Source organism: Bacteroides sp. OF03-11BH (assembly GCF_003604005.1).
Taxonomy (GTDB): Bacteria; Bacteroidota; Bacteroidia; order Bacteroidales; family Bacteroidaceae; genus Bacteroides; species Bacteroides ovatus.
The window spans coordinates 1-12,859 of sequence record NZ_QTMW01000001.1; the positions used below are offsets into that span (position 1 = coordinate 1).

A 12,859-nucleotide genomic window follows, 5' to 3' on the forward strand; every position below is an offset into this window, starting at 1 on the left:
AGCCTTGCTTCGTTATCCGTTTAGGATACGAATCGAAGGAGATAGAGCCATTGTGATGGATTTACATGGTCTTGATCATTATGGACACTTATTCCAATATCCTGGTTTCCAGTATTTATCTTCTTTTGGGAAGCGTGGTGATTCACCTACAGAAATGTTATCAATGGAGAACTTTCGTTTACAGAATCATGTAGTCTGGACATTGGATGCCAATAAAAGTGAATTAACTAGGTTAGACTTTTCTTCATCCGGTGATTCACTGCTTCGTGACGAAACGGTAACATTGGATGAAGATATACTTCGACCACTTGATTTTGCTATATATAATGATTCAATGTTTATTATTCCTGACTATTCCGGTGAAAATCGTTTATGTCGAGTTAACCGTAATGGGAGGCTTATAGATAAGATAGGGATTATTCCGACTATTGATGAAAAAGCATTGGAAAATGCTCGTCCGGCATTGGCTCAAGCATGGAGGAGCTTCCTTGACTACAATCCTAACAATGGAATATTGGCGGCAGTAACCCAATTGGGAGAAGTCGTTGAAGTTTATAATTTGAAAGATAGTACTCATATTATTCGTATCGGTGAGCATGGTGAACCTGAATTCAAAGTATCAGATGGATATGGTATGCCAACAGGTATTATGGGTTTTAGTGATGTACAAGTAACAGATAGTGCCATTTATACTGTATTTCATGGAACGTCTTTTAAGGAGATCGCAAGACAAAGCGGAAGGCTTCCTGATGGAGGAAAATATATTTATGTATTTAGTTTGGAAGGAGAACCGTTATGCAAATATGTGCTCGACCATTATATATATGGTATTTGGGTGGATGAAGATACTAAAACGATAATAGCGACAGATGTTAATGATGATCAGCCGATTGTAATGTTTAGTATTAAATAGGTAAGGTAGCAATTTTGCTGCAATATTATTATAAATGAGAAATTATGTTAGTTATAACTATTTTGTATTATGGTTAAGGGTGTAGTTCTAATATTGGGAGTAGTTTGTTTTACATTTTGTGGATGTAAAAATGATCAACTATCAACGGAAATTGAAAAGATAGTAAAAGAATGGACAGGAAAGAAAATTATATTTCCTCAAGATGTTTTTTGTAAATCGATTGATAGGGATACTTTGTGTATTTCTCCCAATTCTACGCCTTATAAAATACTAGTATACACAGATTCAATAGGATGCACTAGTTGTAAATTACATTTGTATAAATGGAATGCTATTATTAAGGAAGTTAATGACGAAATGGCAGGTTTTGTTAATTTTCAATTTTATTTTCATCCTAAAAATATCGAAGAAATATTCTTTTTATTTAGAAAGGACTCATTTAAATATCCTTGCTATATGGATATATGTAATCAACTTGATAAACTCAATACATTTCCCAAAGACAGTAGATATCAGACTTTTTTGTTGGATAAATATAATAAGGTCGTTTGCATTGGTAATCCTACAGAGAATCCTCAAATATGGAGTTTGTATAAGCAAATAATAAATGAAAATAAAAGAGTAGAAAAAACAGACTTATATGATAAGTCTTTGATAACATCATTGACAGTTGATACAACTATTTTGGAACTTAAAAATCTGGAAATAAATAAGACTACTACTGCAAAGTTTAGTCTTAAAAATATTGGACCTAACCCTTTGGTGGTGAATAATGTAACTACTACATGTGGTTGTACAGTACCTAACTGGTCAAAACAACCGGTTTTACCTAATAAAACAACCGATATTGTAGTGCAAGTTACTCCTAATAAAGAAGGATATTTTAAGAAAAATGTTACAATATATTGTAATATAGAAAGAAGATATGTTAAACTTGTAATACAAGGTAAGGTAAATAATCAAAGTAAATAAAAGCTATATATTAAGTAAGGAGGTGTTATTTATGTGAAAAACAAAGAAATGAATAATGATTTTTATATTAGGTTTTAATCTTAAAAAAAATAGATAATGAAGAAATTTTTGTTTAGTGGAATATGTGTTTTAGCCATAGTAACTGTGGCGGTATTGAATATCAAAATAGATTTAGGTTCTCAATCTTCAACGTTATCATTGTTTAGCTTGGCTAATATAGATGCACTAGCTGGAGGTGAAACTGATGTGTCAGGTAGTAGAACTCCTGACTATAGTTGGACTAGTGATGAAGAAACTCATTGGGAGGATGGGTGTCTTGTTACAACCTATAATAGCCATATCGGTTGTCTTAGTATTAATAGTGACAGATGTTATTCGGGTGTTACTACGATGAGGAATAGAGATTGTCCAAATTAACTAGGTTTTAAACATCAGATATCTATTACTAGGTATCTGATGTTTAATTAATATGTGGCGATTGGTCGTCTTGTTACTTTCTAATAATACGTTCTTTTTAATAAAAGAAACATAATTATAGCTCGTTTATGAAAAAGATAATTGTATATATTTTTTTATTATTGTTGGTTTCATGCAATAATCCTCGTAATAATTCTTTAAAAGAAATAGAAGATAGGAATCTTACTTTGTTGGAATATGACTATTGTAGTAAGAAGAATCATTTGCATGAATTTGATTCTGTAACTTTTGTTCCATTAGAAACAAATGAGAGATCATTAATATCTAGTATAACTAAGATATTGTATAAGAATGAGACATATTATATTTTTGATAAAGTCCAAGCTATGATCTTTTTATTTGACGATAATGGTTCATATATTACTAAAATTCATAATATAGGGAGTGGACCAGGAGAATATGCTGATATATCAGACTTTGATATAGATGCAGATTTAAATATATACATATCATCTATTGTAGGACGAAAAATAATAAAATATAAATATCCTGATTACAAGCTGTTTACAGAATATAAAACTAATGCAACTGTAATGGAAATAGCTGTTGATGAAAAAACGGGAAAGATATGGGGAACCAATATATTTCAGACTGAAGACGGTATTTGTTTAGGATTTTATTCGAATGAGAAATTTGTTCCGGTAATAGCATCTAGAGGTATTGCAGATAATGCTAATACTCCATTTAAAGCCCAAAGTTTTTATAAATCAGGGAATCATTTATTTTTTAATCCTAGATATTCTCCATATATTTATATGATAGATAATGATGAAGTAAGCAAATATATGAAAATAATATCGGATGATTTTGTAGATAATTCAGATCTTGAATTAGAAAAGGACTTTAAAAAGGAAAGAGGGGTAAGAGAACAATATTCTACTAATGAGTGCCTAATTTCAGGTGTTAATTCATTCTATCAATGTAAGGGACATTTTCTGGCCGAAATATGGAGAAACCATGGAGCACCTTTACTTTTGGAATATGAAGCAAAAGAGAAAGAAGGTTATTTATTTTGCCCTCTTTTGGACCCTCAAATAAAAGCATTTACGAAGATTGCAGCAGTTTCTTCTGATTTTTATATAAGTTATATTAATGCTCAGTCTTTTTTGAATAATTATGAGGAGACTGTTACTCGTAAATATAATTTGGTTGATGATAGTAATCCGGTATTAATGAATATATATGTGAAATAAAAAAATACATTTTTTAGCGTTGTTTTGACCTATGATAAATGAGAAAGGTCAGTAGAGAACATGAACAGGAAATACTAAGTAAATGAGGATTAATTTATGCTTAAGAAGCTTTGTATATATATTCCATCTATCCTTGTTTTGTTATTTGTGTTAGAATGGCAATATGCAAGAAAGTATTTATTCTACGAAAAAAAAACTATGCTCCCTTTAGAAGTTGCTTTACAGGCGGCAGGTGGAAATAAAAAAGAACTTCAAAAAGTACTTCACTATTATAAGAAGAATCCTATTGATAGTCTAAAATATAAAGCAGCTTGTTTTTTAATAGAGAATATGCCTTTTTACATTTATTCTAGTGGAGAACAATTAGAGAATTATAAGTCTTATTATGCTTGGCTAAAAGTACGTAAGGGTAAAACTGCGCAACAAGTTTCGGATTCAGTCAAGAAAGTCTTTGGTGCAATGAAAGAACCTAAAAAGAAACGCGATATTATGGAAATGGATTCTGCATATTTGTGCCATAATATTGATTGGGCATTTAAAGTTTGGCAGGAGCAACCGTGGGGAAAGAATATTTCGTTTGAAACATTTTGTGAGTACTTATTGCCTTACCGAATAGGGGATGAACCGTTAACTTATTGGCGTGAGATATATTATAAGAAATACAATTCATTGTTAGATTCATTGCGGATGTCTGACACCTTGGATAAAGAAGATCCATTAGTGGCAGCCAGATATTTAATGGCGAGATTGCCGGATAAAAAGACATTCTTTACTTCTATAACTCCCTTTTCTTTCGGACATATCGGACCTGAATTTGTACAATATAAAGTCGGTAGTTGTAGAGAATTGGCAGATTTTGAGATTTACTTATTTCGTGCTTTAGGTATTCCTTGTGCAATCGACTACTTACCTGCACGTAATGATACGAATTTCGGGCATCTTTGGACAATAGTATGGGATAAAAACGGAGAAGGATATATGTCCGACTTTATGACATTTTTGACACGTGTTCGCAAATGTGCTTTGTATCGGCAGGGAGGAACTGCCAAGATATATAGATATACATTTAGTGTAAACAGAGAGTTACATGAACAGATGTCACAATATGGAGAGAAGGTACATCCATTTTGGCATATTCCTAAGTTTAAGGATGTAACTTTTGATTATGCGTATTCATACCAAAAGAATCTGGTCATTCCTTTGGAAAAGCAGTATAAAGAGAAAAGGAGTGGGAGGATTGCTTATTTATGTGCCAGTAATAGAGATCGTTGGATTCCGGTTGATTGGACAGAATACGATGCCGGTCATTTGGCTTTTCGATATGTTCGTAAAGGGGCAGTTTTAAGAGTTGCCACTTATGAAAAAGGATCATTACATTTCTTGACTGATCCTTTTTATCTGGATAAAGAAACTAATGCCCCTCACTATTATTCCGTCGGGGAAAAGACGCAAGATATGGTTTTGTATGCTAAGTTTAATCTTAAAGAAGAAAGTAGTTTTAGAAACAGAATGATAGGGGGTGTTTTTACCGGAAGCAATCATTCGGATTTTTCGGATGAAGATACACTGTTTATTATACAAAGTAAACCTGATCGTTTGAATACTACTGTAAAATGCTGGTCTGATAAAGAATACCGTTATCTTAGATATATCGGTCGACCTAAAGCTCATTGTAATGTTTCAGCAGTCGCCTTTTATGAGAAAAATGATACTGTTGCTTTAACGGGAAAGATAATAGGAACTCCCGAACACGAAAAACAGAATGGGGATCATGACTATACCAATGTCTTTGACGGGAAAACATGGACTTCTTTTGATTATTCCAAACCCACCGGTGGATGGGCGGGATTGGATTTAGGAAAAGAAGTAAAAGTCGATCGTATAGTTTATACTCCGCGGAACAGGGATAATTATGTTCGACCTGGTGATGTATATGAATTATTCTACTGTGAAAGAGACTGGCAATCTGCCGGGACAATCAAGGCGACTGCCGATTCACTGGTGTTTCGGAATATTCCGGAAAATGCATTATTACTTTTACGAAACCATACTCGTGGAAAGGATGAAAGAATTTTTGTTTATGAAAATGGAGAACAACAATGGAGGTAAGGTTTAATATCAGACAAGTTGTAATGTGGAGGATAGTTTTATTTTCAGGAATTATCTCCTTGATATGTGCTTGTTCTTATTCCGGTAAGAAGGTGTGTCCTCCTTTTGATATTTCTTTCTCCGGACATACGTTGTTGGCTATAGCTCCCGGTTTTACCATAAAGGCAACAGAAGATACTTTAAATAAAACCTATCCGTGCTTAAGATCGGGGAAAATGTTTCCGTTGACGGGTATTTTAAAGGTGGATGGTAAATCTTACCGTTTTTTAGGAGGAGATTCGTTACGTATATCCTCTCTAGCCCCTCTTTCAAACGAGAACCTGGGATGGCAGGGAAAATATTCTTATTTATTTCCGGGCAGAGGATGGGAACAAAGGGAGTATAATGATTCTTTGTGGAATAAGGGTAAAGGTGCCTTCGGTTCGGAAAATGGGAAGTTTCAAGCCCATACAGTATGGGGAGCGAAAAATATATATGTTCGCAGGCACATTACCATTGCTAACAAAGATACTTTAAAAGAACGCAAAGTCTATCTCCGTTATATTTATGATGATCAGATAAAGCTTTATTGTAATGGAGAATATTTGTTAGGAGAAGAAGCATTTCTTCCTCAAACGGGATGCTATCGTTTAACGGATGAAACAGTAGCTCAAATTATTAATGGTGATAATGTTATAGCAGCTTATGGGGGTAATGCGGAAGGTACTGCTTTTTTGGATTTTGGTTTATATGTGGAAAATAAGACTTATGTTGATGTGAAACCTGCAATATTGAAACAAATGAATATGCAGGCTACACAGACTCATTATGTTTTTCAATGTGGAGATGTGGAGCTTCTGATTGATTTTGTTTCACCTTCCTTGTCGGAGAAATGGGATATGACAGGATGGCCTGTAGGTTTTCTTTCTTATCAGATTCATGCAAAAGATGAAAAGGAGCATACAGTGGAAATTCTGTTTGATGTAGATATGGAGTGGTTATTGGGTAGGAGCAAGGTGGATAGTTGGTGTGAACAGAATTGGCGTTTTGCCAAGTCCGACAGTTTATATTTAGCTATGGAGGCGAATGAATCAACTTTCTCTAGTGAGGATGGTCATGTTATTTTATCTCAAAAGTTAAGCGCAAAGAATGAGGATAAAGGTGCATTGCTAATAGGGTATGAGGAAGGGCAGACTTTACAATATGGGGGTGAAAGTTTGTCCCCTCTTTGGAAGAAAAATAGAACAGGCGAAATAAAAGAATTAATGAAATCTGTTGGAGATAGATGGCAGGAACTTAAAGAAGAATGCGATAAACAGGATTGTCAGTGGAGTGCCAGAGCTTTTCAAGTAGGTGGTGAAACATTTGCAGGGCAGATGCTTCCTTCTTATCGTAATTTTATATCTTCCCATAGATTTGTGTTATCATCAGAGAATAAAATATTTTGCTTTGGAGATACTTTAGGTAATATCAGGGAGGCTTATGAGAGTTTTTCTACTTTGCTCTATTTTAATCGTATCGACTGGATGAAAAGCCTATTGGATCCTATATTTGAATATTGTGAAGATAATCATTGGGTAAAGAGATATCCGCCTTATGATATAGGTTTGTACCCTATTATTAATAAGCAGGTAAAATTGGATGATAATGCAGTGGCGGTAGCTGCTGACATGTTGATGATGATGGCTGTGATTGTAGAAGTGGAACAGGATTTCAGTTATGCTGATGCACATTGGAATCTATTGTGTTTATGGGCGGATTATTTGCGAGAGAAGATGGAAAAAGACGTTTATCCTTGCGAAGGATTATTAAATGAGGATGATGAACGTGTGAAATGCGTGTTGGGGCTTATGGCTTATCGTAAACTAATTCAACTGAAAGAAAGCGTATGAGCAAAGTGAGGAAAATTTTGGCAATATTAGAGAATCTGGCATTTTTCGTATTCTGCATGGTGCTCATTCTCTTCTTGGTACAACTATTTTGTTTTACCTCGTTTAAAATACCTTCGGATTCTATGGAACCGGTACTAAAGGATGGAGATCGGATACTGGTTAATAAGATGATAAAGGGAGCTAGGTTATTTAATGTGTTTGCTGCTTTAGATAATGAAGACTTCACTATTCATCGGATGCCCGGATGGGGAAACTTTAAGAGAAATGATATATTGGTTTTTAATTTTCCTTATCAGCAAAATCGTTGGGATAGTATTCGAATGGACGTGATGCAGTATTATGTGAAGCGGTGTATCGCTCTGCCCGGAGACACATTGGAAATCAGAGGAGGATTTTATAAGATACGTGGTTGCAATGAACAGGTGGGGAATTATCAGGCTCAACAGTATATTGCAAATTTGCAGCATCCGAAGCAGCACGGGATTGTCTTTGGTACATTTCCATATAACAAACAACTTAAGTGGAATATTCGTGAATTCGGACCATTGCCTGTTCCACAGAAAGGACATGTGGTAGAAATGGACCGCACTACTTATCATTTGTATAAGCAATTGATAGGTTGGGAACAAAAGAAGAAATTGCGTCTGAAAGACGGACAGGTGTTATTGGGAGACAGTCTGATTTCTCGATATCGTTTTGAAAAGAATTATTATTTTGTATCTGGTGATAATATGGCTAATTCGCAGGATTCAAGGTATTGGGGGATGCTGCCGGAAGAATATATTGTAGGCAAGGCTACCCGTATCTGGTATTCAGAAGACAAATTTACGGAGAAACCTCGTTGGGATAGGATGATGAAGAAAATCAAATAAAGGCATATTGACTATCAGATTTAATATAAAATTAGTTACGTATGAAAAAGAAAATTTATTTAAAAATGGCTTTAGGAATTACATTACTAGTGATGATTGGTACTAATATTTGTAATTCGTTTAAAAAAGAGACATTATCTGATTTGGTTCTGTCTAATGTTGAAGCGTTGGCAAATAGTCGTGAGAATGGCGATAAGACTTGGACAGCTCCTAGGACAATTGCATGTGATTATCAGCAAGGTCCGTGGCATACTGCCAGCATAGAAAGAATATGCGAATTTTGTGTAACTCCTAATTCTTGTACACCCAGAGCTTGTGGAATGTAATTAAAAAATGAATAAGTGTATTATTATAATAATGGTAGTTTGTCTTACTGTGTCGTGTACTCATAATAAAACGTCTTTAAGTATCGGCCCCGGAGTTGTCTCTCTGTCTAGTCCACAGGACGTTATCGTTGAAATGACAGGAGAAACTTATGATAAGCTGGAAACTATATTGCAACAGGTATCTTACGTTAAACTATCGGCGATTCCTTTGTTAAGCCGTATTAAAAAGATCCAGATTGCGGATGAACGAATTTATTTATGGGATCTTGTAGTAGGCATTGTATGTTATGATATGTCCGGTGAATTGTTATTTCAATTGAATGCTAGAGGGCAGGGTCCCGGAGAATATACGGATATAAATGCTTTTGCAGTAAATGCTAGTTTGCATCAACTGGTGATTTATGATAATATGAAACAGTCGTTGATGTTTTATTCGACCGAGGATGGTAGGTTTGTCAAAAGTGAGAAGTTTAATAAACCTACACCGGCTGAAATAGCCTATTGGGGAGGATACTTCTTTTATCATAACCGTTTACATCGAAACTATCAAGATGATATTTCTTTGCATTATTACCTGTTAGCGTCAAAGGATGGCATTACCATAGGGAAACGATACTTTAAACATGAAAATAATAAAGAAGACTATCCATTTTCGCCTTCAGGACACAATTTGTATGATAATAATTCGAAGTTGTATTATTGTAGGGATTTTGATAATATTGTTTATCAGATTCATGAAGATAGTGTTGTTCCGCGTTTTCGGATTAATTTGCCGAACCCCTTGCCAGCATCGATGATAGAAGAGAGACCTAATGAAATGAGTTTGTTGCGTTCAGGATACTCCTTAGGTATAACTGATATATATGAGTATGGCGGATTATTGTTTTTTCGTTTTGTGAAGGATGGATATATTTGGTCTTGTTTATATAATGTAGAAGAGAGTAAACAAGTATACTGTGCCAAAAGGATTAAATTTCTGGATTCATCTTTAATTGATACGATTGACGGTATTTATAAGGATTGCTTTTACAGCATATTGACACCAGAGTATCTCGATTATGCTTTTTCTGAAAATCCTCTTGAGGATTATCCGGATTTATTTAAAACGTATGATGTAGAGGGAGATAATCCGGTTATTGCTTTTTATCGGGCAGTAGTCAGATAATTGAAGAACATGAAAGTCAAATTAAAGTTGATAAAAATTGAAAGGAAAGGTATGGCGGGTTTGATAGCACTCTTAGGAGTTGCGTTAATCCTGTGTGTAGTAGCTTTTCCTACTCCGAACGACATATCTGTTGGTGAAATGGCCTATCAAAAACTATGGTTGGGACGCATGACTGTTGTTTTTGCTGTGTGTTGTTTGCCTTTTCTTTGCTTGAATAAGAAACAATATCTGTCTTTTCCGTCAATAGTGACGTGGGTATTGATTATATTGGGAGGGATTGAAGCTATATGGGGCTTGAGGCAAATATATGGTTTCGCTGTTTCTAATCATTCCTTATATGCACTTACAGGGTCTTTCTATAATCCGGGACCTTACTCGGGATATTTGGCAATGATATTTCCGCTTTGCCTGCATGAATGGCTAAATTTGAAAGAAAAGACGGAACGTACATGGATAGAACAGGGAAAGTATTACATGGCATTAGGAGTGATGCTGTTGATTCTTTGTGTGCTACCTGCCGGAATGAGTCGTTCGGCTTGGATTGCCGCCGCCGTATCGGGCGCATGGGTGTATGGAATGCACATTTCATGGGGAAGTAAACTAAAGGAGATTAGAAAGATATATAAGAGAAAAGTTGTGTTGGCCTGTATTGCAGGAAGCATTATATTCATAGTGATTGGTTACTCACTTTTTCAGTTAAAAGCAACTTCCGCCAATGGGCGCCTGTTCATGTGGAAAATTAGTACTCTTGCTATTGCTGAAAGTCCTCTTATAGGACATGGAACTGGGAATTTTGTTTCAGCTTATGGCAGGGCACAGGAGAGTTATTTTGCAAACGAAGAGTATTCGGAAACGGAAGAATTGGTGGCGGGTAGTCCGGAATGTGCTTTTAATGAATATCTTCAAGTAGCAACAGAATATGGGATTCCTTTTTTATTTGTCGTTTTATTAATAATTGCGTTTTGTCTTTGGAAGGGGAGTAGGGAAGGACGAATAGGTCTTTGTGGAGGTATAATTGCAGTGTTGGTATTTGCTTTTTCTTCTTATCCGATGCAGATTCCCGGATTTGCAGTGACCTTCTATTTTCTGCTGGCTGCTTGTGTTATTGGACGCTCGAAGATAATGCTATTATTTTTTATTTCGATAATAATTCTATTAGGGGCATATTATTGGAAAAACAATCAATATGATGCATGTAAGAACTGGTATCGTAGTAAAATGCTCTATAATATCGGAGCATATCAATCAGCTAAAGAAGAATATGAGACGTTGTATCCCGAATTGAAGAATCGGGGAGCCTTTCTTTTTGAATACGGGTATTGTTTGCATAAATTGAAACAATATGATAGCTCTACAAAAGTGTTGAAAGAAGCCATGGAGTATAGTAATGACCCAATGATTCTGAATATTATAGGTAAGAACTATCAGGCAGTAGGAAAGTATGAGAAAGCGGAAGAGAGTCTGATTCGGTCTACGCATCGACTTCCGGGACGAATTTATCCGTATTATCTTCTGGCAAAGCTGTATGCGGAGCCGGAAAACCAACAACCTGAGAAATTAAAGCGTATGGTTGAGGTTGTACTGACAAAAGAACCAAAGGTTCAATCGACAGCGGTAAAAGAGATGAGAGCGGAAGTAAAGAAATTATTGAAACAAATAAACTGATAAATATGATGAAATATGAATGAGCACAGTTAACAATGGTTATATCTTATTCTTATACGAAGATTTATTATTGATAATCAGGATATCGTATTTTAGTTATGTTATTTTTGTAGTTGTATAAAACGTAAAAATAGAACACAATGAGAACAGTAGAAAATAGTTTGTTGCTTTTCCTATCTTGTATGCTATTGATATCCTGTACTGGTAAGAGATCAGATGGAACAATAGTAAATAATGAAGTTGCACTGCAAACGGAAGAAATACATTTTCCTCAACAAGATGTGCTGCAGCTAAAGTCTTATTATTTGTCTTCTCCTGTTCATGGAGATTCTGTGAATATCCTTATCGGATATAATTATAGATTACATTCATTAGATTACCTGGATTTGGAATCAAAACAGGTAACTCAAGTAACGTTGCCCGCCAAAGGTCCTCATGCTATATCTCGTTTGTCAGGCATATATGTACATTCATTAGATTCAGTGTGGGTATCTGATGATTCTGAACATGTTTTTCTCGTTGACAGCAGAGGAACTGTAAAAAATATAGTGGATTTGAGAGAGTATCTGGATGATAAGGAGCAATTATTGATAAATACTAATTATGCCATCCATACTTCCCGTTTATATTATAATAAGAACCGTCAATCTTTGATGTTTTTAACACAAAACTTGTCTTCTAAGGTCTTTGCGGTCAAGGAAGTCTTTATTAATAAAGAGAAAGATGTTGCTATCTATTATTTGTCGCCATCAAATATTATTCCTGATATGAGCGCAGGGTATTCTTATATGTCTTTTCCTAATGTCAATTATGTAGGTGAAAATATTATCTATAATTATCCGGCTGAATCTTCCATTTATACTTTGAATATAGTTACTAATGAACGAAACTCTGTTATGGCAGAAAGTAACTATACTTCTAATATTGTGGCAGAATGTACTTCCGGAAAAGATTATGCTGCATTGGAAAGGCATAGGTTGGAGAATCCTTATTTTTATGATGTAATGTATATTCCTCAATATAAAATGTATGCCCGTTTGCATATTGATAAAGTAGAGTTTGATGCTGATATGGGGATTGAGAAATTGATCAATGATCGTGATTTATATTTAATGTTGTTTGATGATGAGATGAAAAAAGTATATGAAGTAAAGTTGGCAAAACATAGATATAATTATTTTACAGGTTGGTGTGTCTCTTATAGTGGTATTGTTCTTTTTGTAGATAATATGCTGGATACAGAAAATAATACGGATGATTTGACTATAGACTTTGTTTATCCTAAATAGATGATGT

Annotated in this window: 11 protein-coding genes; all 11 read left to right on the top strand. The window is 34.8% G+C overall.

Annotation, left to right across the window (positions count from 1 at the left end):
* On the top strand, positions 1-913 hold a 913-nt coding region (locus DXA54_RS00005), incomplete at its 5' end, for a BF3164 family lipoprotein (protein WP_120078800.1).
* Between the two features lie 69 nt (positions 914-982).
* Positions 983-1,885 carry a DUF1573 domain-containing protein gene (locus tag DXA54_RS00010; RefSeq protein WP_004312291.1) on the top strand — a complete coding sequence of 301 codons (903 nt, stop codon included), beginning with the start codon at positions 983-985 and terminating at the stop codon, positions 1,883-1,885.
* Between the two features lie 96 nt (positions 1,886-1,981).
* Positions 1,982-2,302 (top strand): hypothetical protein, encoded by a 321-nt coding sequence (locus DXA54_RS00015; RefSeq protein WP_008648115.1) that lies wholly within the window; start codon positions 1,982-1,984, stop codon positions 2,300-2,302.
* Positions 2,303-2,430: 128 nt separating this feature from the next.
* The gene (locus tag DXA54_RS00020) at positions 2,431-3,555 is read left to right on the top strand and encodes a 6-bladed beta-propeller (protein ID WP_004312290.1); all 1,125 of its coding nucleotides are present in this window, start codon (positions 2,431-2,433) and stop codon (positions 3,553-3,555) included.
* A 198-nt stretch (positions 3,556-3,753) separates the two neighbouring features.
* Entirely contained in the window at positions 3,754-5,664 is a 1,911-nt protein-coding gene (locus DXA54_RS00025) for a transglutaminase domain-containing protein (protein WP_243647622.1), read from the top strand.
* Positions 5,655-7,535, top strand: a complete 1,881-nt coding sequence (locus DXA54_RS00030) for a DUF5127 domain-containing protein (protein WP_049702656.1) — start codon at positions 5,655-5,657, stop codon at positions 7,533-7,535. The genes DXA54_RS00025 and DXA54_RS00030 overlap by 10 nt, the downstream gene beginning before the upstream one ends.
* Complete coding sequence (gene lepB, locus DXA54_RS00035; RefSeq protein ID WP_004312287.1) at positions 7,532-8,407, top strand: signal peptidase I; 876 nt, start codon at positions 7,532-7,534, stop codon at positions 8,405-8,407. The genes DXA54_RS00030 and lepB overlap by 4 nt, the downstream gene beginning before the upstream one ends.
* A gap of 41 nt (positions 8,408-8,448) precedes the next feature.
* Positions 8,449-8,733 carry an NVEALA domain-containing protein gene (locus DXA54_RS00040; RefSeq protein ID WP_008648102.1) on the top strand — a complete coding sequence of 95 codons (285 nt, stop codon included), beginning with the start codon at positions 8,449-8,451 and terminating at the stop codon, positions 8,731-8,733.
* 7 nt (positions 8,734-8,740) lie between these two features.
* Positions 8,741-9,898 carry a 6-bladed beta-propeller gene (locus tag DXA54_RS00045; protein ID WP_008648100.1) on the top strand — a complete coding sequence of 386 codons (1,158 nt, stop codon included), beginning with the start codon at positions 8,741-8,743 and terminating at the stop codon, positions 9,896-9,898.
* Positions 9,899-9,907: 9 nt separating this feature from the next.
* Entirely contained in the window at positions 9,908-11,563 is a 1,656-nt protein-coding gene (locus DXA54_RS00050) for an O-antigen ligase family protein (RefSeq protein WP_004312285.1), read from the top strand.
* 140 nt (positions 11,564-11,703) lie between these two features.
* Entirely contained in the window at positions 11,704-12,852 is a 1,149-nt protein-coding gene (locus DXA54_RS00055) for a hypothetical protein (protein ID WP_004312284.1), read from the top strand.
* Positions 12,853-12,859: the final 7 nt, after the last annotated feature.

Excerpts from the sequence above, each read along its gene's own strand:
- DXA54_RS00010 (WP_004312291.1), top strand. The coding sequence starts at position 983 with ATGGTTAAGGGTGTAGTTCTAATATTGGGAGTAGTTTGTTTTACATTT.
- DXA54_RS00015 (WP_008648115.1), top strand. The coding sequence starts at position 1,982 with ATGAAGAAATTTTTGTTTAGTGGAATATGTGTTTTAGCCATAGTAACT.
- DXA54_RS00020 (WP_004312290.1), top strand. The coding sequence starts at position 2,431 with ATGAAAAAGATAATTGTATATATTTTTTTATTATTGTTGGTTTCATGC.
- DXA54_RS00025 (WP_243647622.1), top strand. The coding sequence starts at position 3,754 with ATGCTCCCTTTAGAAGTTGCTTTACAGGCGGCAGGTGGAAATAAAAAA.
- DXA54_RS00030 (WP_049702656.1), top strand. The coding sequence starts at position 5,655 with ATGGAGGTAAGGTTTAATATCAGACAAGTTGTAATGTGGAGGATAGTT.
- lepB (WP_004312287.1), top strand. The coding sequence starts at position 7,532 with ATGAGCAAAGTGAGGAAAATTTTGGCAATATTAGAGAATCTGGCATTT.
- DXA54_RS00040 (WP_008648102.1), top strand. The coding sequence starts at position 8,449 with ATGAAAAAGAAAATTTATTTAAAAATGGCTTTAGGAATTACATTACTA.
- DXA54_RS00045 (WP_008648100.1), top strand. The coding sequence starts at position 8,741 with ATGAATAAGTGTATTATTATAATAATGGTAGTTTGTCTTACTGTGTCG.
- DXA54_RS00050 (WP_004312285.1), top strand. The coding sequence starts at position 9,908 with ATGAAAGTCAAATTAAAGTTGATAAAAATTGAAAGGAAAGGTATGGCG.
- DXA54_RS00055 (WP_004312284.1), top strand. The coding sequence starts at position 11,704 with ATGAGAACAGTAGAAAATAGTTTGTTGCTTTTCCTATCTTGTATGCTA.